The 22985-nt window shown below is 39.3% G+C and carries 26 protein-coding genes; 20 read left to right on the forward strand and 6 right to left on the reverse strand.

The window, feature by feature from the left end; translation table 11 throughout:
* Positions 1-29: 29 nt before the first annotated feature.
* The 3 genes from ACM03V_RS03770 to ACM03V_RS03780 form a co-directional block, all read right to left on the reverse strand.
* The gene (locus tag ACM03V_RS03770) at positions 30-1832 is read right to left on the reverse strand and encodes a GTPase (protein ID WP_414619422.1); all 1803 of its coding nucleotides are present in this window, start codon (positions 1830-1832) and stop codon (positions 30-32) included.
* 268 nt (positions 1833-2100) lie between these two features.
* Entirely contained in the window at positions 2101-2394 is a 294-nt protein-coding gene (locus ACM03V_RS03775; RefSeq protein ID WP_414619423.1) for a hypothetical protein, read from the reverse strand.
* Between the two features lie 499 nt (positions 2395-2893).
* Positions 2894-3982 (reverse strand): hypothetical protein, encoded by a 1089-nt coding sequence (locus ACM03V_RS03780; RefSeq protein ID WP_414619424.1) that lies wholly within the window; start codon positions 3980-3982, stop codon positions 2894-2896.
* Between the two features lie 398 nt (positions 3983-4380).
* Here ACM03V_RS03780 and mnmH point away from each other — a divergent pair, with 398 nt between their 5' ends.
* The 7 genes from mnmH (at position 4381) to ACM03V_RS03815 (ending at position 12444) form a co-directional block, all read left to right on the forward strand.
* Positions 4381-5448 (forward strand): tRNA 2-selenouridine(34) synthase MnmH, encoded by a 1068-nt coding sequence (gene mnmH, locus ACM03V_RS03785; protein WP_414619425.1) that lies wholly within the window; start codon positions 4381-4383, stop codon positions 5446-5448.
* 326 nt (positions 5449-5774) lie between these two features.
* Positions 5775-6440, forward strand: a complete 666-nt coding sequence (gene nfi, locus ACM03V_RS03790) for a deoxyribonuclease V (RefSeq protein ID WP_414619426.1) — start codon at positions 5775-5777, stop codon at positions 6438-6440.
* Between the two features lie 70 nt (positions 6441-6510).
* Positions 6511-7095 (forward strand): FHA domain-containing protein, encoded by a 585-nt coding sequence (locus ACM03V_RS03795; RefSeq protein WP_414619427.1) that lies wholly within the window; start codon positions 6511-6513, stop codon positions 7093-7095.
* A 276-nt stretch (positions 7096-7371) separates the two neighbouring features.
* Positions 7372-9363, forward strand: coding sequence for an FHA domain-containing protein (locus tag ACM03V_RS03800; protein ID WP_414619428.1), 1992 nt, complete (start codon positions 7372-7374; stop codon positions 9361-9363).
* 284 nt (positions 9364-9647) lie between these two features.
* Positions 9648-10367 carry a GDSL-type esterase/lipase family protein gene (locus tag ACM03V_RS03805; RefSeq protein ID WP_414619429.1) on the forward strand — a complete coding sequence of 240 codons (720 nt, stop codon included), beginning with the start codon at positions 9648-9650 and terminating at the stop codon, positions 10365-10367.
* A 225-nt stretch (positions 10368-10592) separates the two neighbouring features.
* Positions 10593-11027: a hypothetical protein gene (locus ACM03V_RS03810; protein ID WP_414619430.1), complete on the forward strand. Its 435-nt coding sequence runs from the start codon at positions 10593-10595 to the stop codon at positions 11025-11027.
* Positions 11028-11457: 430 nt separating this feature from the next.
* Positions 11458-12444 (forward strand): AMIN domain-containing protein, encoded by a 987-nt coding sequence (locus ACM03V_RS03815; protein WP_414619431.1) that lies wholly within the window; start codon positions 11458-11460, stop codon positions 12442-12444.
* A gap of 180 nt (positions 12445-12624) precedes the next feature.
* Here the strand turns inward: ACM03V_RS03815 and ACM03V_RS03820 are convergent, their stop codons facing one another.
* The 3 genes from ACM03V_RS03820 to ACM03V_RS03830 form a co-directional block, all read right to left on the reverse strand.
* Complete coding sequence (locus tag ACM03V_RS03820) at positions 12625-13167, reverse strand: DUF3172 domain-containing protein (protein WP_414619432.1); 543 nt, start codon at positions 13165-13167, stop codon at positions 12625-12627.
* A 251-nt stretch (positions 13168-13418) separates the two neighbouring features.
* Positions 13419-13898: an NAD(P)H-quinone oxidoreductase subunit N gene (locus ACM03V_RS03825; protein ID WP_414619433.1), complete on the reverse strand. Its 480-nt coding sequence runs from the start codon at positions 13896-13898 to the stop codon at positions 13419-13421.
* Positions 13899-14006: 108 nt separating this feature from the next.
* Positions 14007-15179 carry an RNA-guided endonuclease InsQ/TnpB family protein gene (locus ACM03V_RS03830; protein WP_414619434.1) on the reverse strand — a complete coding sequence of 391 codons (1173 nt, stop codon included), beginning with the start codon at positions 15177-15179 and terminating at the stop codon, positions 14007-14009.
* 912 nt (positions 15180-16091) lie between these two features.
* Between ACM03V_RS03830 and rplC the strand changes: the two genes are divergently transcribed.
* The 13 genes from rplC to rplE all read left to right on the forward strand — a co-directional run bounded on the left by rplC (position 16092) and on the right by rplE (position 22965).
* Positions 16092-16724, forward strand: a complete 633-nt coding sequence (gene rplC, locus ACM03V_RS03835) for a 50S ribosomal protein L3 (RefSeq protein WP_414619435.1) — start codon at positions 16092-16094, stop codon at positions 16722-16724.
* Positions 16725-16821: 97 nt separating this feature from the next.
* Positions 16822-17454, forward strand: a complete 633-nt coding sequence (gene rplD / locus ACM03V_RS03840; RefSeq protein WP_414619436.1) for a 50S ribosomal protein L4 — start codon at positions 16822-16824, stop codon at positions 17452-17454.
* A complete protein-coding gene (locus tag ACM03V_RS03845; protein WP_414619437.1) occupies positions 17447-17761 on the forward strand; it encodes a 50S ribosomal protein L23 in 315 nt (104 codons plus the stop codon). The genes rplD and ACM03V_RS03845 overlap by 8 nt, the downstream gene beginning before the upstream one ends.
* Positions 17762-17888: 127 nt before the next feature.
* The gene (gene rplB / locus ACM03V_RS03850) at positions 17889-18752 is read left to right on the forward strand and encodes a 50S ribosomal protein L2 (RefSeq protein WP_414619438.1); all 864 of its coding nucleotides are present in this window, start codon (positions 17889-17891) and stop codon (positions 18750-18752) included.
* A 44-nt stretch (positions 18753-18796) separates the two neighbouring features.
* On the forward strand, positions 18797-19072 hold the full coding sequence (gene rpsS, locus ACM03V_RS03855) for a 30S ribosomal protein S19 (protein WP_414619439.1): 276 nt from the start codon (positions 18797-18799) through the stop codon (positions 19070-19072).
* A 53-nt stretch (positions 19073-19125) separates the two neighbouring features.
* Positions 19126-19485, forward strand: a complete 360-nt coding sequence (rplV, locus tag ACM03V_RS03860; RefSeq protein WP_414619440.1) for a 50S ribosomal protein L22 — start codon at positions 19126-19128, stop codon at positions 19483-19485.
* Positions 19486-19661: 176 nt separating this feature from the next.
* Entirely contained in the window at positions 19662-20414 is a 753-nt protein-coding gene (gene rpsC / locus ACM03V_RS03865; protein WP_414619441.1) for a 30S ribosomal protein S3, read from the forward strand.
* A gap of 78 nt (positions 20415-20492) precedes the next feature.
* The gene (rplP, locus tag ACM03V_RS03870) at positions 20493-20921 is read left to right on the forward strand and encodes a 50S ribosomal protein L16 (RefSeq protein ID WP_414619442.1); all 429 of its coding nucleotides are present in this window, start codon (positions 20493-20495) and stop codon (positions 20919-20921) included.
* A gap of 3 nt (positions 20922-20924) precedes the next feature.
* On the forward strand, positions 20925-21128 hold the full coding sequence (rpmC, locus tag ACM03V_RS03875; protein WP_414619443.1) for a 50S ribosomal protein L29: 204 nt from the start codon (positions 20925-20927) through the stop codon (positions 21126-21128).
* A gap of 112 nt (positions 21129-21240) precedes the next feature.
* Positions 21241-21489, forward strand: coding sequence for a 30S ribosomal protein S17 (rpsQ, locus tag ACM03V_RS03880; protein WP_414619444.1), 249 nt, complete (start codon positions 21241-21243; stop codon positions 21487-21489).
* A 49-nt stretch (positions 21490-21538) separates the two neighbouring features.
* The gene (gene rplN, locus ACM03V_RS03885; RefSeq protein WP_414619445.1) at positions 21539-21907 is read left to right on the forward strand and encodes a 50S ribosomal protein L14; all 369 of its coding nucleotides are present in this window, start codon (positions 21539-21541) and stop codon (positions 21905-21907) included.
* A 2-nt stretch (positions 21908-21909) separates the two neighbouring features.
* Positions 21910-22263, forward strand: coding sequence for a 50S ribosomal protein L24 (gene rplX / locus ACM03V_RS03890; protein ID WP_414619446.1), 354 nt, complete (start codon positions 21910-21912; stop codon positions 22261-22263).
* 156 nt (positions 22264-22419) lie between these two features.
* The gene (gene rplE, locus ACM03V_RS03895; protein WP_414619447.1) at positions 22420-22965 is read left to right on the forward strand and encodes a 50S ribosomal protein L5; all 546 of its coding nucleotides are present in this window, start codon (positions 22420-22422) and stop codon (positions 22963-22965) included.
* Positions 22966-22985: the final 20 nt, after the last annotated feature.

The following is a 22985-nucleotide window of genomic DNA, read 5'->3' on the forward strand; positions in this document are numbered from 1 at the left end:
TTCAACACTTGCCTCTAACAAAAGTCTGGTCAACTATAATCTAAATTCTTAGGCTGGAAGCCCAGTGTCTTTAGACCTGGGTCGTTGACATTTAATGTCATCTCGTCAGAGTTCCAATTTTCAGAAGAAAATTGAGAAATTTCACTGAAAGCTTCTTGAAAAATAGTTCTAATTCCTAGAATTAAATAATCACGGTTATCATTTGCTGCTTTGCGAATATCTCTTTTGATAGTCTTATGCTTGTTTTTAAGAGTTTCGGTTAACTCTTGATAGATTTGTGTTTGTTGAGTTACCCATTTATCGGGTTTATCAATTGCACCTACTGTAGAGCCAAGTAAAGTTTGAGAGCGTCTAATCGCACCATGTTCAACTAAAGAAACCCGAATAGAGTCTAGAAAATCTTGCATTCGGCTTGCTTTAAACAGCTTTTCTTTATTCTGCTGATGTTCTGACTCGCTCGAAAGTTGAGCAGCAAGCAGCATAACTGGAACAATATCAAAGTAGTCATTAGCGTAATGTTGTTTTGCATAACGCCGAATACGTTCAATATGTCCACCCAAACCACTTTTACCTGTCTTAGTAAATGGTTTGTTTGGCTCTTTTAAGAAATACTCTAAACGTCGAGAATCACGTAAGTTATTCTTTACATTAAGTAAAATAATTAGTGGTTTGGCTTTCTCTTTTAATAGTTTTAAAAATTGAAATTCAGTTTCTTGTACGCTATCATTTGTTAATAGATAACAAATAATATCAGATTCTTCGACAACACTTTGAGCAATTTGTTCGTCAGTTTTTCCACCAGGGGCACCAATGCCGGGAGTATCAATAATCCTAATATTCTTCCACTCATAGATTCGATTTAAACGAGTAGTACGCTGTTTACCTACACCGATTGCATCCCAACCACCGCCTGTAATAATAGCGTGGAGAGTACTTTTTCCAGCTTTGGTTTTACCGATAAAGGCAATACTAAAATGATTAAGAGCGCGTTGTTTTGCTGCAAGGGATTCCCGCACACTTTCAATTTCTTTGATGATTTCTACGGTAAGAGATTTTCTGGTAGCTTCAAGTTGATTCGCTACTTCAGTGGCTCTTTCGGCTTTACCTTTAGCAGTTTTTCTTGTATTAACCGCTTCTAATTGTTTTTGGATACCTTTTTCTAAATCTTTCAGCGTTAAACCAGTTCCATTCAGAGCTAAAACGGCAAACTTATAATCTTCAGCAGCAACAGCAGCACATTTCTCGATAGCATCATCATATTCGGGTCCTGCTAACAATATTTCTCGTCGCAGTTGCTCAATTTGCTGCCCAACGTTTTCAGGAGCTATTTCTCCTAATTTATCCACCAATTTACGTGAAAGTACTGACTCTGCTCCTTTGAGAAGTCGCGCACCGAAAGAAAGTTGTAGTTGTTCTTTTTCCTCATTATCAATAGTTTGAGATTTACCCAAGTATTCTGCTTGTTCAATAAGCCCTTCAACTACCTCTTTTGACCAATTCCAAATTTCTGCGACTAAATCCACCATTTCCCGCTCTAACGGTGAAAAGAAACCGTCAACGTAGGCGATCGCAAGTATTTGTCGCATCACTTGATTTTGCTCACCTGGGAGAATTTTATTTGCTACAACTTCTACTGATAGTAAGTTTTCGTCTTGAGCAAGAATTTTCTCCATTTCTTCTATAGTGCGTTTTCCCATATTGCTCTGTTGTGCTAATTCATGCAGAGCTTTAGCTTCCTCACTATGTATTTGTCGATCTGCACAGACAATGTGGGGAAGCAGTAAAAATGAATAATCTATGATTTCGTCAGCTTTTGTAATTGCTTGAGTCATATTTATGTTTAATCAAATGTTGAATTTTAAAAAACCTTGAGCGATCGCTCTGGCAAGTAATAGCGAATTTACAATTGCTTAGTTATAAGTAGTACCAGTCAAAACCAAAAATAAATGACTGGCATTATATTTTTAGTGTTCCCAATTTAAAAGTATTGCGAACATACTTTGTATTTTTTGTTAAGATTACGGATATATAAGTATATTCACTGAATAATATATTATTAATAAATTAAATAATCTGATCATTCAAATCATGAGATTTATCTTACTTAGATTTATTTGTATTCAAATTCACAAAAACCAAACCACGTTTAAAGCAGTACTCAAATTGGTAAAGTAAAGCTGCTGCGATAATAAAAGTAATACCGAATATTGTTATTATCTGTTTTTGGGAAGATGTATAGTTTGCAACTTTTATTGAATAATCCAAATTAAATAAAGGTAGAAGAAATGTACACAAAGCAGTTGCTATCATTGTTGAAATGATAATTGTAAGCCAACCATATAAACCTTCCCACCAACTAAATATTTTAATTTTCATACCTTGCGTATTTTTCATTTCTGGGGTTTGAATTCCTGAAATATATTTACCAAGCAATAAATGTAAAAGATGATGAGCAAAGGCTATTACTGGAATAGGAGTTAGTAGCGCAAATATTCCGAAAAAAATAAATGTATTAGGGTGATTTATGATTTATGCTGTTAAATAGGCTGTAATTGCAGTGATACTGGCGATAAATATAATTACGTTTAAAAATATTGTGATAAATAACGCTTTTATCCAGGAACTAGGATATGGGAACCATACATACCAGTTAGATTTATTTGATTTCTGCTTTGTCATAAGAAAAATTGGTAGATGAGAATTTATAATAAATACTTTTCTATTTCTATTTCTATTTTTCCCATTTCAAAGATAAAAATAACGTTGTCAATATTTTTTCAGTGATTACCGATATTTAGGTAAATACTCTTAAAATCAATTTTATATTTTTTATTACCTATAAGTTGTAGAGACGCGATACTATGTCCGTCTCTACATTTTTAATTATTAAAAACTACTCAGCTTTAACAGCTTGCTTCTCTGCTTTATTTAACTTTTTCTGATATTCGCCGATTTTTTGTTCGGCAACTATAAAATTAGGGCTTTCGGGTGGTACGGTTTGCATTAAGTTGATGGCTGCTTTCCATTTACCTACAACGGTATTCCAATCTTCTTGAGAGGTTGCTAATTCTTCTGATTGCGCTGCACTATTAGCAATAGTTAATGCTTCACTGAAAGAGTTTCCTTGATCTGATAATTTAGAAACCTGAGTATTAACTACTTTGGCTTCTGTACTAATTCTTTTCTGAATTTGTTCTGAGAAATTCCCCGATGATATACTCTGTTGAACGTCTGGTAAAGTAAAAAACATATACAGCCATGCACCAACTAAGCTAATAACAAAAACATTCAGAAATGTCTTTGAATTTTTTTGCTTTTTAACTACAACGGTATCATCAGAAGCTTTTTTATTAGTATCGCTAGTGCTTACTACAGTTGTTGAAATGATTTCATCTTCTTCTTCAATCTCAACTTGTTTTGATTTACTTTTAGCAGTATCTAATTGATCTATATCGCTGTCAACAAGACGCGCTTTAAATAAATATGCAACTTGATAAAATACAGCGGCGCATAAAATCCACACGCCAGCAAATGCTAATCTTAAATTGCTAGGATTTTCTGCGTATGTTGCAATTATTTTTGTATAATTAAGCTGAAATAATGGTAAAAAAGGCGTACAAATTAAAGTTGCTATCAAACTAGATAAAACGATTACCAACCAACTGTATAAACTTTCCCACCAGCTAATTAATCCAGGGAAAAATCCAGAAGTCGCGTTTATTTTCTCTCCTGGAATCGGAGACATAAAACGACTGAGAAATAAATGGTGAAAAAGCGCGATCGCCGGTATGGGCAAAATTAAAAATAATATGACAATTACTGTTAATTGTTCGGGAGCGTTTGTTAATTTCGGTAAATTGGAAAGCGAATCCGCATAGCGTCTAAGGATACCTAAAAATGTACCCATCAACACGGACAACATTAAAGCACTTAACCAAGCATTTGGATAGGGAATCCATGCGGGTAATCGCATTCGTTTCATAAGAAATATCTGTATTTTGATTTTATGAACTTATGTAAATGGCAGCTGCCCGGAATACGGTTGGAAAAACTGAAAGTTATCTGTATAAGCAAGCACAGAATAAAAGTTTATCTCAAATGTCTTATTTTGCCTCTATACAAAATGACAGCAGAAAACTTCGGGGTTTTTGGGCTGCTTGTCAATCAACTCAAAAGCTCATATTTGCATAAAAGCATACAGCTTCTCAAGTCTCAATAAAGAGATATTTAAAAAAAGTTTATCAAGCAATTAGCTTGATGTAAGGTAAAGTGATGTTTAAATACGCTCGTGCCTTGCCCTCTTAGAGAAAAATTGCTTTGATTACAGAGTCTCACGCCTTTTTGGAAATGTCATAATTAAAAAAATAGAGTTTGACTGCAATGGCTGCTTCACTCAAATATACAAAAGAACCACATAAGGAAACTTATAGTGAGATAATCGACGTTCGTTCAAGTAGCGAGTTTGCAGAAGATCGCATCCCCGGTGCAATTAATTTGCCGGTTTTAAATGATGCCGAACGCGCTGAAGTTGGAACGATATACAAGCAATTTTCACCTTTTCAAGCTCGGAAAATAGGGGCTGCAATTGTATCCAAAAATATTTCCAAACACTTAAACGAACACTTTGCTAACAAAGAAAAAAACTATCAGCCTTTAGTTTATTGTTGGCGAGGTGGTCAACGTTCTGCTAGTTTGGCTACAGTACTATCTCAAATTGGTTGGCGAGTAACTTTGCTTGAAGGTGGTTACAAAACTTATCGTAGTTATGTACGTCAAGAATTAGATTCTTTACCGCGAAAATTAAATTACAAAATATTATGCGGTTTAACTGGTAGTGGAAAAACCCATATTTTGAGAAATATGCATCAAAGAGGTTTTCAAATTTTAGATTTGGAAGCTTTAGCAAATCATCGTGGCTCTTTGTTAGGTGAAGAGTGGCAAGGTAAACGAACTCCCCAGCCTTCACAAAAGTACTTTGACTCAAAATTATTGCAAGTACTACAAGGCTTCAATCCCGATGAAACTGTGTGGGTAGAATCAGAAAGTAACAAAATAGGGCAAGTTCATTTACCTCAATTTTTATGGAAGAAAATGAAGCAATCTAGCTGTGTAGAAATAAAACTACCGCTCGATGTTAGGGTGCAATTTTTGTTAGCAGAATATCCACATTTAATAGATAATCCCGAAATTCTCAAAGTAAAGTTAGAAAAATTAAAATCTAGCTGTGGCTGGAAGAAAATAAGTCAATGGTATCGGATGATAAATAACCAAGAATGGGAATCATTTGTCAAAGATATGTTGGAATCGCATTACGATCCAACTTATCGTAAATCGATGCAGCAGAATTTTAATCAAATAGAACGAGTTGTTTCTTTAAATGATTTATCTGACAGCAGTATTGATAATTGGTTGGATTCTTTACTGCTGAGTTTTGTTGGGGTGAAGTAAATTTTGAGAACTATAGGACTTACGCAAGCCCCCCTTCCCAAGGTTGGGGGGATCTTAAATGTCTGAAACTCTGTATTTTCTGTTGTCGTTGCGTAAGTCCTGAACTAATAATTACTGCTAACAACCTGCAATCTTTAGATCCCCCCAACCCCCCTTTAATAAGGGGGGCTTTTTTTGGGCTATGGTTGGCGATTTCGGAAGCTTAAAACTATACTTCCAATAAATACGTAACATTTTGAAGACGTAAAATTTTACGTCTCTACATTAATATTTGGCTGTTGCCAGGATAAATTATAAACAATTATTCTCAAACTATAAATAAATATATGCAGATAAAACAACGTCATGATTGGAATTTAACTACATCAGAAGCTAAAGCTATCCAAGAAAAATTACAAAAAGAAGTTATTACTGAAGATAAATTTAAAGAACCAGTTAAGTACGTTGCTGGTGTCGATATGGGTTTTGAAGATAATGGAAAAACCAGCCGTGCTGCGGTAGCGGTGTTGAGTTTTCCAGATTTACAGCTACAGGAGCAGAGTATAGCTAAACGTCCCACTTCTTTCCCCTACATTCCCGGTTTTCTGTCATTTCGTGAAATTCCAGCCGTATTAGATGCCTTAGAAAAGATAAATACTATACCGGATATAATTCTGTGCGACGGTCAAGGAATCGCCCATCCTCGTAGAATGGGAATCGCCAGTCATTTGGGTGTAATTATTGATATGCCTACCATTGGTGTAGCCAAATCTTGGTTGATAGGTAATTATGAAGAAGTTTCTCAAGAAAAAGGAAGTTGGCAGCCTTTAATACACAAGAATGAAACCATAGGAGCAGTTTTACGCACTCGTTCCAATGTAAAACCAGTATACGTTTCTAGCGGTCATCGCATTAGTTTACCAACCGCAATTGATTACGTATTGCGCTGTACCCCAAAGTATCGTTTACCCGAAACTACCCGGATTGCGGATAAGTTGGCTTCTAATAGGTGAGATAGGGGAGTGTTAGGAATCGCACAGACAATGGTTGAAGTTGCTTAATAAAGGCTATATAAATAGATTTATGAATTCACTAACTTTACAGTGGCGCGATGCTAGTCAAGAAAAAACTCAGATAATTTACGAGCAGCAGCCTACTAAGAATCCTGGCACTGTTCGTATTGGTAGGGACCCTCAGCGGTGCGATATTGTTTTGAGTCATCCTACTGTATCGGGTTTACACGTTGAAATATTTTTTAATTCTGCACAAAAACGGTTTCATATCCGCAGTTTAAGAGAAAAGAATCCTCCTTTAGTCGATGGAAAGCAGTTGGTTAAGGGAGATACGTCTTTGAATGAAGGTAGCGTTGTTTGTTTGGGGCAAATGGAATTGAAAGTTATTAATATTAGTATTCCGCAAATTAATAGCTTTCCGGCAACAATTTTAGAACCGCCAAAACCAGGTCAAAATAGCCAACCAGTTGCTCAAAAAGCACCGTTAAAATCATCTTCCCCAACGGCACCTTTACTAAAAGGTTCTTATGGATTGCAGTGCCCTAATTGTCATAAAGTCTCTTCTATAGAACATATTCAAATTGGTTGTCCTTGGTGCGGCACTTCTTTAGCTGCTGCCATGAGTGTTTTAGTTGCACCAGATAAGAATCAGTGAACAGTTATCAGTTATCAGTTACCAGTGGTCAGTTATCAATGAACAATGAATTTATTACTATTCATATCTTGCACTATTCTTGTTAAGCCCATATGCCCACCTTGAAATGAATTTCAAGGCTTATATACAAAGTACGTTCAAACGTACTAAACTTCTTGCCCAGTCTGATTTATCAGACTTTGTTTTTGAGCCTTGGAATAAATTCCAAGGCGGTTGTTGAAAATGGTGCAAGATGTAAGTCACTAACAACTAACAACTAACTACTAATAAAAATATATGTCAAATAATTTAGAAATTCATTTAAGTTGGGAAGATCCGGCTACTGGGGAATTACGAGAACCAAATTTAAAGGTTCCTATTGCTTTTGGTCGAGAATTTTCTCAAATGCCTCGGGAACTCCGGGGACAGGCTGTTTCGCGAATACTGCTTAATAGTAGTGAAGTTTCCCGATATCATGGGTTGATTGATTGGGAACAAGACCAATTAGTTGTAGTTGACCAAAATAGTGTTAATGGCATTTATGTTAATGCTAATCGTCAGAAACGTAGCGTTATTAATAGTGGCGATACTTTACAAATTGGACCTTATGAAATAACTGTTTCTTTTTCTTTAAGTACACCGGCAGTAGCGTCTACGCCCGTACCAATATCTGCACCTACACCGACTAATTCTACTATTCAATTTAATCCCGCTACTAATTTACCAGACCCTACTTTACCTCCGGAGGCAGCAGCAACACCTCTCGGTTCGAGTTTTCCACCACCAGTTTTTCAAGAGGAAAAGGTTCCGGTACAAGCACTTCACGCTACGGGTTTGCGAGTAGATGAAACCGATTATTTGGCTTTGGGAGGCGGTTTAGGAAGTTATATTTGGGTAGATTTACTAAGAATATATGGTGTTGATAGCGAAAAAATTATCGCTTTGGGTTTAGATGAGGAACCATTCGCTCGATATAAGCGCTTATGTCTAAATTCGCAAATACCTTTGCATGAAAGATTGCGTTCTAATTCTGATTCTTGTCCCGATAATATATGGGGTTGGCCAAGTTATGGTTTGCGGGAAGCTTGGCGCGATTTTGGTAAGGGAAGGTTAAATGATTCTTTTAAATATTTGTGGAAAGTCTTCGCCGAACCTGATTATGCTGAAACTTATACTCCCCGTGCAAATAATGTTTTTGATTCTATAGAAAGGGAAGCGAAGCGTATTGGTTGGAAGCAAATCTATCGTTATGGAAGAATACGAGCAATTCGTAAAACTGATGACGGTAGATATTGCGTAGCTTATTCAAAGGGAAGAGGAGATCATGCTTTTTATGTAGCTCGTTTTTTACATTTAGCAACAGGTTATCCTGCGATTCAGTTTCTTCCCGATTTACAGGCTTATCGGGAAAAATATCGTGATTTTAAGTCTGTAGTTAATGCTTATGAAGATCATAACCACGTTTACGAACAGTTGGAGCGTCAAGGTGGTAAGGTTTTGATTCGAGGGCGCGGTATTGTAGCTTCTCGGATTATTCAGCGGATTTATGAAGCACGTAAGAAGAATCCCCAGATTACAATTTTGCACTTAATGCGATCGCCAAAACCAAAGGGTAATAAATTCGGTAAAACCCAGCGGATGGTGAAGCATCATTTTGAATATCAACCGTTTAACTGGCCTAAAGCTTGCTGGGGTGGTGAATTACGGGTAATGCTAGAAAATGCAACCCCTGACGAGCGTAAGAGGTTGTTAGCAGATTGGGGAGGTACTACCACCGCAGATCGTTTAGATTGGCAGCAGATTACAGAAGAAAGTTTGCGAGATGGTTGGTATAAAATTGAATTTGGTGAAGTGCAAAGTGTAGAACGCGATGCTCAATATGGTGGAACTCTTACCCGCATCAAAGAAAAAGGTTCTAACGGACAAATTACTCTCAATGCAGACTTTATTGTTGATGCGACGGGATTAGATGCAAAAGTCCAGGCAAGTCCATTACTAGAAGATTTAGTTCAGCGTTATAGCTTGCCATTAAATCACTTGTCTAGATTGGATGTAGCCAACGATTTTGAATTAGTAGAAATGCGTAACGACAAAGGTAAAATGTATGCTGCGGGTGCAATTACCTTGGGTGGACCTTATGCAGCAGTAGATAGCTTTCTTGGTTTGCAGTATTCTGTTTTACGTACTGTAGACGGACTAGCAACCGCTGGCGCTCCCGGAGTCAAAAGGTTAAATGCCATTTCTTCCTTCAGACAATGGATCAAATGGGTATCAAATCAATCACCTTAAATCAGTTATCAGTGAACAGTGTTTTATCTAGCTAAAAGCTAAAAGCTTGATAATTGATAATTAGTCAGCTAAAAAAACATTATAATGCTGGATCGATATTGCAATCAATCGCAGCGGCTCAGAAAAAGTGCTAATTGCTTTACATTATCTTTAAGCCAAAAGGTCATTAACTTCACAAATCTTCCTAAAATTTGTAATATCTTCTTTAAAAAACAAATAAAGTACCCTGAAATGGTGTAGAAATGTATAGAATCTTTTAAAGATATAAAATATAGTCTTTTCAGATGCAAACATTTGTACCTCCTTCAATGCAGCTATCTGTAGTACCGAATAGCACTCACCCTTTAAAGATTGTCGCATTAGGGGATAGTTTAGTTTATGGATTTGGCGACCCGGATGGAGGTGGCTGGGTTGAAAGATTGCGACGAACTTGGATGTTACCCGAAAGTGCCGGACACGTTCTTTATAACTTAGGTGTGCGTGGCGATCGCACTGGGCAAGTTGCAAAAAGGCTAGAAGTTGAATTTCGTCATCGCGGAGAGTTACGAAATCGCGTTCCTGACATAATTATATTATCGGTAGGAGTAAACGATTCTGCGCGAGTAGGTCGTCCTGACGGCAAGAATTACACTAATTTCGTCAATTTTGAAGAGCAGCTTACTTCTTTACTGCAACAAGCCCAAAAACTTTGTCCGGTTTTATTTGTAGGCATGGTACCTGTAAATGAAGCGAAAATGCCTTTCCTCGATTGCTTGTACTATAATCACGACGACCAATATCGTTATAAAGAAGCAACTCGACTTGCTTGTCGGAAACAAGGAATACCTTATCTCGATATTTTCGACAAATGGATGGAAAATCCCGAAGCTTGGAGAGTTAAGCGTTTGAGTCGCGATGGTCTTCATCCTAATACGCTAGGTTATCAAACCTTATTACAAGACGTAACAAACTGGGAAGCAATCGCTCGTTTTGATTCTAACGGTCATTACCGACTAACTTCATAAAAACTTTATAAATATTTGTCAAACGTAAGTACAAATCAAAAGCGCCATAAGCGTATTGAATCGTTCAATATGGATGGCGTTTTTTAATGCTTTGTGGCGATAGCTGTACTTGTTATGCTAACAAAATGGGAATGGGTAATAGGGAGAATTACTCCTAACTCCTAATCTAGAATCCAAAAGACACGCATCCGTTGTTAAAATCTAAAATCTAAAATCCAAAATCCGATGACTCCAACTTTATTCGGTCGCTGGCAAACTCGTTTATTATTACTTTTTACAGTAGGTTTTGTCGTTAGCCTACCATTTGCTATTGGTTTGATTGGTTCCCCCCAAAGCAATGTATATTTCTGGATACTTTTCTATGTAGCGATTTTTGGTTTAGGTTGGGATCTTGTATACGACCAAATACAAAAGTATCGTTGGGATAGAGATTGGCCGGCAGTTTACCAATTATTTGCCGGTATTTGGGAATTTATATTTGTGGTTTGCGGGGTTAAATTTTTAGGCTTTTTACCAATACCTATTCCAAAAGACCAATTACCTTTGTTTTGGGTTTTCTTCCACTATTTTGTTGTTTGGCTGGCAGTTTTTATTGCTTCTCAAAGCATAATGCGGGTTCTTTTCGTCCGTTGGCGGTTTTTTGGCGGACAGTGGCTCTAGAGACTTTTGAAAAGATTAATATTTACGAGCATGAGCCTTATAAAATAGCCAAGGGAGGCCTTTTTATTACGCAATAAAATTTACTCTTATAAACTATGCAAGCAATGATATTTTAAGCTTGTATGGAATTATACAAACGGGCTTTTATAAATAAGAGAATGTTTGTTTTTGCGTTAAGTTGAAGAGAGATGCAATTTCTGAAGTCTTAACATTAACTTTATAAATGCTGTCCCACTTACTACCCGAAAAATAGAAGAGTACAGATTTCGTAAAATAGAGCAAGTCATTTCATCAATATTCTTAATAAGAAATAAATAATTGCTAAAAACTGATTGCTAATTGATAATAACTTCATTAGCTTTTAGCCCTAAGCTATTAGTAATTATCAATTCATAAGCTTACTGAAGCTTAACCTACGAAGGATAAAACAATGAATAAGCAATTCAAGAATAGGCACTTTGTACGGAAGTGTAACCGATTGATTCGTGTCAGCTTGTTTAGCTTGTATGCAGCACTTGCCTTCAATACTAATAGCAGTATTGCCGCACCCGCAGGAGAATTAGAAGATTGGCGATTTTCTCCCGAAGGTTCGCAGTTAGAAATTTCTCTTTCAGCTCCATCTCGTCCGCAGTATTTTTACTTATCTCAACCTCCCCGCATTGTTGTAGATTTCCCCGATACGAAACTAGGCTACGTTCCTACTCAACAAAATTACAGTGGAGCGGTTGAAAGAATTCGCGTTTCTCAGTTAAGCGAAGATGTAACTCGCATTGTGATGGATTTAGCGCCGGGAACGTCTTTCGATCGCTCACGAGTTCAACTACAACCCGATTCCTGGCAAAATCCTACTCGCTGGTTATTTCGTCCTCTAATTACAGCCGAGAGCAATTTTTTACCGTCGCAATATCAATCTGTAGGAGGTGACTTCCCGCCAGGTGATACAGCCCAGTTACCACCAGGTGCTTATTCTCCATCACAACTACTCAACACTCCCTATACTCCGCAACCACCAGGTATGCCACCTCTACAACCACCGGGTGTTTTGCCACCCCTGCAACCATCAGGTGTTCTTCCACCGGGTATGTATAATAATCCTTCACAACTACCTTCCCAACTTCCACCAGGGATAAATACACCACCAGCTTCCTTAACAGCGCCTTTACCATTAACACCGATGGGGAATGGTAATATAGGGCAGCCTACCGTAACCGTACCGCCGATTACAACCATCAATTTATCTCCCCAAACTCCAAATTCGATTCTTCCACCTGCAACATTTCCTTCACCATCAGGAAATCTCAATTCTCCTCCATCCTTTTTTCCTACACCAACAGTTAATCCACAAACAAATTCAGTAAATCCTTCTGGTTCCCGAGTCATTGAGTTCGGAGAACCTTTTCCCGCTCTCACTCGATGAAAATTGTGTATAAAATCGCTTTGTTTCTTGGTTGATTAAAATACAAAGCAGAATTATCTTGTATTGAAAAAGTTTTTTTCGCAATAAATAGTAAATAAATAGTTGTAGAGACGCGATAGTAAATCTATCGCGTCTCTACAAGCGTTTATTTGTTACAACATTAAAATAAAGAATAATTCTCTAGAATCGTTCTGTCTCTCCTGGAAGGTTTACAGCACCTTCTTCATTAACAAAGAAGTTTTTCGCTGCATCATTTTGATATATACAGTCAATAGCAAGCTCTTTACTATCCAGTCTACCTGTAAAGCCAAAAGTATTTAAACGATTCTTGCAATCTCTTACCTGATCTGATGTTACTAAGTTTTTTTGCCTGAGAATTTCCCAGTTACTTTGCCGTAAAACGCATCCAGGGCGCATACTGGGTTGACCAACATAAACATTAAACGGGTTAAGAGTTACAAACAGTCTGGTATCCATCACCATTGCGCTGGCTCCATACTGCACGCAAACCTCTGGATTTGGCGCTTTGGTATCAATAAAATCGCGAGAAGCTACATTAGACGGTGAAAAAGTTGCGGTAGAACTAAAAGCGATACCAATACCAATACCTAAAATAAATATGCCCCCCAGAATGGCAATAGTTGTGAAATTAAATACTGAGGTGACAGGATTAGAACCTCTTGGAGAGGGATTAGCTGACCTATTATTATATCTACGTGTCATATCTACTTTTTAACTTCACGCCTCGGACAACAGGGAGTAGTGAAAAAATATCTCCCTCTTTAAGTATGACGATTATTTAATGAAATTGTCCGCCACTTTAGCAATAATGTTTCAACTAAATTACAAAATAATCATAGGGTTTGGGGAATTAGGAGTAGAGACGTAGCACTGCTACGTCTCAGGAGTCAGGATTTATTAATTACCAATTATCAATGCCCCATGCCCCATGCCCAATTTCCAACTCCCAATTATTAGCTAGCCACAGCCAAAGTTTCTTCTAAAGGCATAAAACGAAAAGCGCGATCGCCGCCTCTTTCGATTACAACTTTTACTCTTGGCTCGATTTTGGGTAGATTTGCCAAATATTGCAATTCTTGGTCATCAAGAGTATGCCCATCAATAATCCACAATACTAATCCTTTAGATTTCGGAGGCAAGTTATCTAGCTGAGTACTAATAATTGGCGGTACATAATATACATAACCAACCGCAGCACCACTACTTGTACTTTTTTTACCTAGATGTGGAGGTCGTACACCGTGAACTTCAGTTAGATAAGCAGCAACATCGCCCAATCCCTTGCCACTAAGACACAAAGCATTGTAGCCCTTAGCACGTAATCGGCGACGATACCGACCTTCAAACCCGCCCTCTAAAGGTACATATACCCCAAGAGCGCCAAATTTCTCTAATTTGCGAATAAAACCGCCACCAGTAGTTAGTAATGCCATAGACCTTTTTCAAATATCGCTTCGATAATTCTATTATCAGTTAACCGTGAACGGTTAACAGTTATTATTGACATCCTCACCGGGCTGAAGCCATGGTGATTCCAAGAATCACTTCTTATATCTTTCTGCTTCAAAGCAACTGCCATCAGACTTATGCCTATCCGGTCTTACGTTCGCTCCACAGACTTTCACCGCAAGCCCTGCGGCGAGTATATTTTGGGCTGCGTTAACATCCCGGTTATGGTGAGTCCCACACTGAGGACACTCCCATTCTCGGATGGTCAACGGCAGCTTTTCAACGATGTATCCACAATTGCCACACCGTTTGGAACTCGGAAACCAACGGTCAATCTTGACCAATGTACGCCCATACCATTCACACTTGTATTCAAGCTGCCTCACCAATTCACCCCAACTCGCATCACTGATAGAAAGGGCAAGTTTCCGATTCTTCACCATGTTCTTCACCGCCAAGTCCTCAACGGCGATCGTTTGGTTTTCACGTACCAATCGAGTCGTCAGCTTGTGAAGAAAATCTTTTCTGGCATCCGCAATCTCCTGATGCACCTTTGCGACTTTGAGCCGCGCTTTGTGTCGATTATTCGATCCCTTTTGCTTGCGACTCAACGCCTTCTGAGCTTTTTTGAGCTTGCGGTATTTGGTTCTAAAACCTTTGGGGTTTGCAACCTTTTCACCCGTACTCAAAGCGACAAGACTGGTTACGCCCAAGTCAATCCCGATTTGATTCGGAGAGTGGGGCAAGGTTTCAATCTCGACATCGACCAGCAAGGAGACAGACCATCTTCCCGCAGGCGAGAGTTTCACCGTAACCGTCGAGGGTGTTGCGCCTTTCGGCAGTTTTCGGCTCCAACGGATCGCCAACGCTTGGGAGGACTTAGCAAGGTACACTTGCCCGTCTTTCCATTTGAAAGCGGACTTGGTGAACTCTGCACTACCGCCGTTGCGTTTCTTCTTGAAGTTGGGATATTTCGCCCGTCCCTCAAAGAAGTTGCTAAACGCTTTCTGAAGGTGTCTCAATCCTTGCTGCAAGGGGACACAGCTTACGTCATTCAAAAACTGGAGGTCATCTTGTTTTTTCCATTCCGTCAGCTTTGCCGAAGTATCGCTGTACCCGACTCGCTTTTGGTCGTTGTACCAGGCTTCGGTTCTCAGCGCCAAAGCGCGGTTATAGACCAAGCGAGTACAGCCCATCGTTTGTCTAAGCAAGGTTTCCTGCTCAGAAGTAGGATCGAAACGGTACCTGAAGGCTTTCTGCGTCATGTCTCACATTATAACGTTTGTTCTGTGAGAAGTACAAGCGATTGGGCACCCGCTAGAGTGCCCGTCGCTATACCTCCCTGTGCTAAAGCAGCAGGGTTTCTCGCGAGGTTCCGATGAACATTATTAGCCCATGCAGGTGGGCTTTGCTTGTCTAGCCCCAGACTTAGAGTCTGTTAGCGAAGCGTGTCCGCTGCTAACTACCAACTAGCAACTACCAACTGTTCACTGAAAAACATCTAGACAAACGAAAACAGATAAATTATAATATTAGATTGTGGACAATTTATAAAAACAAGCCGTTTTGTCATTCAAATTCCTGGCTAAGATTATTTTTGTGGATTTAAAAAAAAATCTATAAAAATAAGTTAGTCAAAGTTGGCAAGAGAGTGGTAAATTAAGAAGTCTTGAGGTAAACTTAGGACGTTTGACTGAATCTTAAATAATTGTTTAATAATTTAAGGTTTTTGCGAACAAAGTGGTGATGTTGGTGACGACATAACGTCAGCCTTTGAAAAAAGGATACTGAGCGGGTTTAACTGCTTAAGTCCAGCGGTACGAATGATATAAAAGTGCCAAAGTGATTGCTTGAATAAGGCAATTCTGCACAAATCGCAAAGCTTTATAAGCATTGCATTTTTAAATCTTTAGTCCTTCCCGATCGGAAGGTACTTTTGACTGCGCCGATAAATCAAAAATATTTTTAAGATACTTTTATTTTTTCGACGTAGTACAGATGAAGGACAAGAACTCTCGGATGGAAGTTGGATAGCTATTACCTAAGCATTTCCGGACTTCTGAGTTTTCTTGGTAATAAGGCGGGTAGTTGCTTGAAAAAGTAACAATACTGATTGCCTCCAACATTTAAAGTTCCGCAAATTTAACGGAAAACTTATAGAAAGGAGACTTGTAACTGTGTCTGTAGGTATTCTCGGCACCAAAGTGGGTATGACTCAGGTTTTTGACGATGCAGGAACAGCAATTCCCGTTACTGTCGTTCAAGCCGGACCATGTACCGTAACCCAAATTAAAACAAAGCAGACCGACGGTTACTCCGCCATTCAATTAGCCTATGGTGAAGTAAAAGAAAAAGCTTTAAATAAGCCAAAATTGGGGCATTTAGCAAAAGCTTCTGCCTCGCCTTTGCGGCATTTAGAAGAATATCGCGCCCAAAATACGGATGATTATTCTTTAGGCCAACAGGTTAGCGCTGATATTTTTGAAGCAGGTCAGCTGGTAGATATAGCTGGAACAAGTATTGGTCGCGGTTTCGCGGGCAACCAGAAGCGCAATAACTTTAGTCGAGGTCCGATGTCTCACGGTTCTAAAAACCATAAACAACCTGGTTCTATCGGTGCTGGTACTACTCCCGGTCGTGTTTATCCCGGTAAGAAGATGGCAGGGCGCTTGGGAGGAAAGCGCATTACGGTTCGCAAGCTGACAATCGTGCGAGTCGATGCAGAGAAAAATTTATTGTTAATTAAGGGAGCTATTCCTGGCAAACCAGGAGCATTAGTTAATATTGTCGCTGCAAAAGAAGTGAAATAGCCATTTATCTTTCGCTTTATAAGTTTTTTTGTGTTTTGGTTTGTAATCCAAAATCCAAAATCGAATGGTAAATGACTAATCTAAGAAGGATACAAAAATGGTAGATTGTGCAGTTAAAAATTGGCAGGGAGAAGAAGTCGGACAGAAAACCTTGGAATTAAAAGTTGCCAAGGAAGAAAGTGCTTCTCATGTCGTCCATAGAGCCTTGGTTCGACAATTGACTAATGCTCGCCAAGGAAACGCTAGTACTAAAACCCGCGCCGAAGTTAGAGGTGGTGGTCGCAAACCCTGGAGACAAAAGGGAACGGGACGCGCTCGTGCCGGTTCTACTCGTTCGCCATTATGGCGCGGTGGTGGTGTAATCTTTGGACCAAAACCCAAGGAATACAACTTGAATATGAACCGCAAAGAGCGTCGTTTGGCTTTGCGGACAGCCTTCGGCAGTCGTGGTGAAGACATAATTGTAGTTGAAGAATTTAACGAACAATTACAGCGTCCAAAAACTAAAGACTTAGTGGAAGCTATTTCTCGTTGGGGTTCTCAACCCGAACAAAAGACCTTATTAATATTGTCGGAACGTTCGGAAAACGTATATTTGTCAGCCCGTAATATAGAAAACGTCAAGCTGATGGTAGCAGACCAACTTAATGTTTTCGATTTACTGCATGCAGATAAAATCGTGGTAACTGCATCAGCATTAGATAAAATTCAGGAGGTTTACGGTGCCTAAATTTGACCCCCGCAATCTTCCCGATTTAGTGCGTCGTCCGATTGTTACCGAAAAGGCGACAATCCAGATGGAGTACAACAAATACACTTTTGAAGTGTTGCCAAAAGCAACTAAAACTCAAATAAAAGCGGCAATTGAAGGTTTATTTGATGTCAGAGTTTTAAAAGTGAATACCGCAGTACAGCCTCGGAAAAAGAAGCGCGTCGGTAGATTTATCGGATTCAAACCTCAATACAAACGAGCTACTGTCACCGTAGCATCTGGGGATGAAGATAAGATTCGTCAGGTTTTATTCCCAGACGTTTAAAGGAGTTAGGAGTTAGGATTTAGGAGTTAAGAGTTAAGAGTTAGTAATTAATAATTCTCTCTCATCTCCCCCTCTCCCTCTCCCCATCCCCCCAAATATTTTCTATATAAGTTGAAAATTTAAAATTATGGGTACTCGTACATTTCGTCCCTACACCCCAAGTAACCGTCAAGCGACGACTTCTGACTTTGCCGATATTACAAAGTCAAAGCCGGAAAAATCCTTAACCGAGCATATTCATAGAGCTAAAGGTAGAAATAATCGCGGTGTAATCACCAGTCGTCGTCGGGGTGGTGGACACAAACGTCTTTATCGAATTATCGATTTTAAAAGAGATAAGCGGGGTATGCCTGCAACTGTTCAAGCAATTGAATATGACCCCAACCGTAATGCAAGAATTGCGCTCGTTACTTATGAAGATGGCGAGAAAAGATATATCTTGCAACCTAATGGAATGAAGGTTGGTACCACAATCATTGCAGGTCCAGATTCTCCGATTGAAAACGGAAATGCTTTACCTTTATCAAATATGCCCTTGGGTACCGGCGTACACAACGTAGAATTGGTTGCTGGAAAAGGCGGTCAAATAGTACGTTCGGCAGGTGCGGTTGCTCAAGTAATGGCGAAAGATGGTAATTACGTTACTTTGAAATTGCCTTCGGGAGAAGTCCGGATGATTCGGCGCGAATGCTACGCCACTATCGGACAAGTTGGTAACGTAGAAGCCAGAAACCAAAGCTTAGGTAAAGCAGGTAGAAATCGCTGGAGAGGTCGGCGACCAAAGGTTAGAGGTAGTGTAATGAACCCTTGCGACCACCCACACGGTGGTGGTGAAGGACGCGCTCCTATCGGTCGTAGCGGTCCTGTAACTCCTTGGGGTAAACCAACTTTAGGTAAGAAAACTCGCAAGCCTAAGAAAGCAAGCAGTAAATTGATTGTTCGCCGTCGTCGTAAGGCCGGAAAACGGGGACGCGGCGGTCGTCAATCTTAGAATTCAAAATCTAAAATCCAAAATCTAAAATCCAAAATTGTCTTATGGGTCGTTCTCTTAAAAAAGGTCCTTTTATCGCGGACCATCTACTGAAAAAAATCGATAGGCTCAACGAAAACAATAAAAAAGAAGTTATCAAAACTTGGTCGAGAGCTTCTACTATTTTGCCTATGATGGTTGGTCATACCATCGCAGTACATAACGGTAAACAACACGTTCCAGTGTTTATCAGCGACCAAATGGTAGGTCATAAGTTAGGAGAATTCGCTCCTACTCGTACTTATAGAGGTCACTCTAGAGATAGAAAAGGAGGAAGATAACCATCTTTTACTAACAGCAAGTTGATGCAATTAGTAATGAAGGGAAAATTATTATGGCTACCGATACTAAAGAAGTAAAAGCAATTGCTCGATATATCCGGATGTCGCCCTTTAAAGTACGCCGAGTACTTGACCAAATTAGGGGACGTTCCTATCGAGAAGCATTGATAATTTTAGAATTTATGCCTTATAGAGCCTGCGAACCCGTGTTAAAGGTTCTCAGGAGTGCTGCTGCAAATGCCGAACATAATGAGGGAATAGACCGAGCTTCTCTAATAGTTTCGACCGCATTTGCAGATCAAGGTCCGGTATTCAAACGTTATCAGCCTAGAGCGCAGGGTCGTGCTTATCAAATTCGCAAACCCACGTGTCATATAACCGTTGCAGTAACTGCCGATCCAGCAGCGGAGTAAGCACTCAAAACTCAGTCAATTTTGGATTTTAGATTTGCGATTTTGGATTGACGATTAGATTTTTGAAATAATTAAATCGTTCTTGCTTGAAATCATTTATACATAATCTGAACTAGAATCTAAAATTTTTTCGGTCAAAAAAATAGAGTGCTAAGAAATATTAGAGGAGATTATAAGTGGGACAAAAGATTAATCCAATCGGATTTCGCCTTGGAATTACAAAAGAACATCAATCTCGTTGGTTTGCAGACCCTTCTCGATATCCAGAATTACTTCAAGAAGATCATAAACTTCGTCAGTATATAGAGAATAAGCTGGGTAGAAACGCTCAAAATAATGCCGGTATTTCCGAAGTAAAAATTGAGCGCAAAGCAGACCAGATTGATTTAGAAGTACGTACCGCTAGACCAGGTGTGGTCGTAGGTAGAGGCGGACAAGGTATCGAAGCATTGCGTGCAGGACTGCAAAAAGAATTAGGTGGTAATCGTCAAATTCGGATCAATGTAGTTGAAGTACAGCGCGTTGATGCAGATGCTTTTTTGATTGGCGAATATATTGCCCAACAGCTCGAACGACGGGTTTCTTTCCGAAGAGTAGTGCGTCAAGCTATTCAAAGAGCGCAGCGTGCTGGCGTACAAGGAATCAAAATTCAAGTTAGCGGACGCTTAAACGGTGCAGAAATTGCCCGTACAGAATGGACTCGTGAAGGTCGAGTTCCGTTACATACTTTAAGAGCTAACATCGATTACGCCTACGTAACTGCTAAAACAATTTACGGTATTCTTGGCATTAAAGTTTGGGTATTCAAAGGAGAAATTATTCCTGGAGAAGAAGAAGCAGCAACTTCTAACCCTAGAAACGAACGCGAACCTCGTCGCCGCCAAAACCGTCGTCGTCCTTCTTTTGAAGACCGTTCAAACGAGAATTAGTTATTAGTTATTAGTTATTAGCTATATCTACTAACAACTAACAACTAACCACTAACAACTAACTACTAACAACTAAAGATGTTAAGTCCTAAAAGAACCAAATTCCGCAAACAACATCGCGGACGAATGAGAGGGTTAGCAACCCGAGGTAGTAATATCAACTTTGGTGATTTTGCTCTTCAGGCTCAAGAACCATCTTGGATTACTTCTCGTCAAATCGAGGCTTCCCGACGGGCGATGAATCGTTACATTCGTAGGGGTGGAAAAATCTGGATTAGAGTATTTCCTGACAAGCCAGTCACAATGCGTGCCGCAGAAACCCGAATGGGTTCTGGTAAAGGTAATCCAGAGTATTGGGTAGCTGTGGTTAAGCCAGGAAGAATTTTGTTTGAAATTGCTGGTGTAACTGAAGAAATTGCTCGCGAAGCGATGCGTTTGGCTTCACACAAGCTACCAATTAAAACTAAGTTTATTGCCCGCGAAGATCATCAGGAGTCTTCTTCATAAATTATGCCTTTTCCTAAGATTTCAGAAGCAAGAGATTTGAGTGACGAGCAGTTAGTAGAAGAAATTAATGCTACTAAAAGGCAGTTGTTTGATTTGCGCTTGCAACAAGCAACTGGACAATTAGAAAAACCCGCACAGTTTAAACACTTACGTCACCGTTTAGCTCAATTAATGACTGTAGAAGGTGAACGAAAACGGGCTAGTTAGTTATGAGTTATGAGTTATAAGTTATGAGTTATAAGTTACCAAAACCTAACGACTAACAACTGACAACCAACAACTATCTACCTTCCAACTATCTACTAACAACTAACAAGTAATGGCTATTAAAGAAAGAGTTGGCGTAGTGGTCAGCGACAAAATGGATAAAACCGTAGTAGTCGCCATTGAAAACCGCGATAGCCATCAGAAGTACGGCAAAATTGTAGTTACAACCAGACGTTACAAAGTACACGACGAAGAAAATAACTGCAAAGAAGGCGATCGCGTCCGCATTCAGGAAACTAGACCCCTGAGTAAGACCAAGCGCTGGCAAGTTAAAGAAGTCCTCAGCAGTAGGAATAATTAGTAAAATCGCGGTTGTTACATAGCTAGCAACTTTACAACGGAGAAAAATCGTGATACAAGCCCAGTCTTACCTTAATGTTGCAGATAACAGCGGTGCCCGTAAATTAATGTGCATCCGCGTTCTGGGTGCTGGAAACCGTAGCTATGGCAGCATTGGCGATAGAATTATCGCCGTAGTCAAAGATGCCCAACCTAACATGGCAATCAAAAAGTCTGATGTGGTTCAGGCTGTAATCGTCCGTACCAGAAAAGGCGTAAATCGTGACAGTGGCATGACTATCCGTTTTGATGACAATGCCGCAGTCATAATTAACCCAGATGGAAACCCCAGAGGAACGCGGGTATTTGGTCCCGTAGCGCGTGAATTACGCGAGAAAAACTTTACTAAAATAGTTTCTCTGGCACCGGAGGTACTTTAATAATGGCAGTTAAGAAAAAAACAAAGCCTCAATTTCATAAAATGCACGTCAAAACTGGAGATACTGTACAGGTAGTTTCTGGTAAAGATAAAGGCAAAGTCGGTGAAATTGTTCAGGCAATTCCTAAAGATAGTAAAGTTATTGTCAAGGGTGTAAACGTCAAAACTAAGCACGTAAAGCCACAGCAAGAAGGTGAATCAGGGAGAATTGTTACCCAGGAATTTCCTATTCACAGTTCTAACGTGATGCTTTATTCCACCAAGGAAAACGTAGTTTCTCGGGTTTGTTACACCTTTACCCAAGATGGTAAAAAAGTCCGTATGTTAAAGAAAACTGGGGAAGTTTTGGACAAATAGTTAAAAATTAAAAGTTAGGAATTAGGAGTTAGGAGTTGAGGAGTTAATTATTAATAGTTAATAGTTAATAAACCTTATTACTTTGACCTTGAACCTTTGACCTTATTTTTAACAATTTTATTCCCTGACCAAGCAAGCGGGTAATGGAGAAAAAAAATGGCAGTAGGATTAAAAAGTAAATATCTTGAAACTATTGTCCCCAATTTGATGAAGCAATTTGAATATTCAAATATTCATCAGGTTCCGAAGGTTACAAAAGTAACTATTAACCGGGGATTGGGGGAAGCTTCTCAAAACGCAAAAGCATTAGAAGCATCTTTGAGCGAAATTGCGTTGATTACTGGTCAAAAGCCAGTAGTTACCAGAGCGAAAAAGGCGATCGCCGGATTCAAAATTCGTGAAGGTATGCCTGTAGGAGTGATGGTCACTCTTAGAAGCGGCAAGATGTACAACTTTCTTGACCGTTTGATTAATTTGTCATTGCCGAGGATTCGTGACTTTCGCGGTATTAGTGCAAAAAGCTTTGACGGTCGTGGAAATTACACTTTGGGAGTTAGGGAACAACTAATTTTTCCAGAGGTAGAGTACGACAAGATTGACCAGATTCGTGGAATGGATATTTCCATCATTACTACAGCTAGGAATGACGAAGAAGGTCGCGCTTTACTAAAAGAAATGGGAATGCCCTTCCGGGAGCAATAAGTTCATTTAATAGAGGAAAA

It is taken from the genome of Calothrix sp. CCY 0018 (genome assembly GCF_963920925.1).
GTDB lineage: Bacteria > Cyanobacteriota > Cyanobacteriia > Cyanobacteriales > Nostocaceae > Rivularia.

What these genes read in the sequence shown, in the direction of transcription:
- ACM03V_RS03770 (WP_414619422.1), bottom strand. Translation starts at nt 1,832, where the DNA reads ATGACTCAAGCAATTACAAAAGCTGACGAAATCATAGATTATTCATTT.
- ACM03V_RS03775 (WP_414619423.1), bottom strand. Translation starts at nt 2,394, where the DNA reads ATGAAAAATACGCAAGGTATGAAAATTAAAATATTTAGTTGGTGGGAA.
- ACM03V_RS03780 (WP_414619424.1), bottom strand. Translation starts at nt 3,982, where the DNA reads ATGAAACGAATGCGATTACCCGCATGGATTCCCTATCCAAATGCTTGG.
- mnmH (WP_414619425.1), top strand. Translation starts at nt 4,381, where the DNA reads ATGGCTGCTTCACTCAAATATACAAAAGAACCACATAAGGAAACTTAT.
- nfi (WP_414619426.1), top strand. Translation starts at nt 5,775, where the DNA reads ATGCAGATAAAACAACGTCATGATTGGAATTTAACTACATCAGAAGCT.
- ACM03V_RS03795 (WP_414619427.1), top strand. Translation starts at nt 6,511, where the DNA reads ATGAATTCACTAACTTTACAGTGGCGCGATGCTAGTCAAGAAAAAACT.
- ACM03V_RS03800 (WP_414619428.1), top strand. Translation starts at nt 7,372, where the DNA reads ATGTCAAATAATTTAGAAATTCATTTAAGTTGGGAAGATCCGGCTACT.
- ACM03V_RS03805 (WP_414619429.1), top strand. Translation starts at nt 9,648, where the DNA reads ATGCAAACATTTGTACCTCCTTCAATGCAGCTATCTGTAGTACCGAAT.
- ACM03V_RS03810 (WP_414619430.1), top strand. Translation starts at nt 10,593, where the DNA reads ATGACTCCAACTTTATTCGGTCGCTGGCAAACTCGTTTATTATTACTT.
- ACM03V_RS03815 (WP_414619431.1), top strand. Translation starts at nt 11,458, where the DNA reads ATGAATAAGCAATTCAAGAATAGGCACTTTGTACGGAAGTGTAACCGA.
- ACM03V_RS03820 (WP_414619432.1), bottom strand. Translation starts at nt 13,167, where the DNA reads ATGACACGTAGATATAATAATAGGTCAGCTAATCCCTCTCCAAGAGGT.
- ACM03V_RS03825 (WP_414619433.1), bottom strand. Translation starts at nt 13,898, where the DNA reads ATGGCATTACTAACTACTGGTGGCGGTTTTATTCGCAAATTAGAGAAA.
- ACM03V_RS03830 (WP_414619434.1), bottom strand. Translation starts at nt 15,179, where the DNA reads ATGACGCAGAAAGCCTTCAGGTACCGTTTCGATCCTACTTCTGAGCAG.
- rplD (WP_414619436.1), top strand. Translation starts at nt 16,822, where the DNA reads ATGGTAGATTGTGCAGTTAAAAATTGGCAGGGAGAAGAAGTCGGACAG.
- rplB (WP_414619438.1), top strand. Translation starts at nt 17,889, where the DNA reads ATGGGTACTCGTACATTTCGTCCCTACACCCCAAGTAACCGTCAAGCG.
- rpsS (WP_414619439.1), top strand. Translation starts at nt 18,797, where the DNA reads ATGGGTCGTTCTCTTAAAAAAGGTCCTTTTATCGCGGACCATCTACTG.
- rplV (WP_414619440.1), top strand. Translation starts at nt 19,126, where the DNA reads ATGGCTACCGATACTAAAGAAGTAAAAGCAATTGCTCGATATATCCGG.
- rplP (WP_414619442.1), top strand. Translation starts at nt 20,493, where the DNA reads ATGTTAAGTCCTAAAAGAACCAAATTCCGCAAACAACATCGCGGACGA.
- rpmC (WP_414619443.1), top strand. Translation starts at nt 20,925, where the DNA reads ATGCCTTTTCCTAAGATTTCAGAAGCAAGAGATTTGAGTGACGAGCAG.
- rpsQ (WP_414619444.1), top strand. Translation starts at nt 21,241, where the DNA reads ATGGCTATTAAAGAAAGAGTTGGCGTAGTGGTCAGCGACAAAATGGAT.
- rplX (WP_414619446.1), top strand. Translation starts at nt 21,910, where the DNA reads ATGGCAGTTAAGAAAAAAACAAAGCCTCAATTTCATAAAATGCACGTC.
- rplE (WP_414619447.1), top strand. Translation starts at nt 22,420, where the DNA reads ATGGCAGTAGGATTAAAAAGTAAATATCTTGAAACTATTGTCCCCAAT.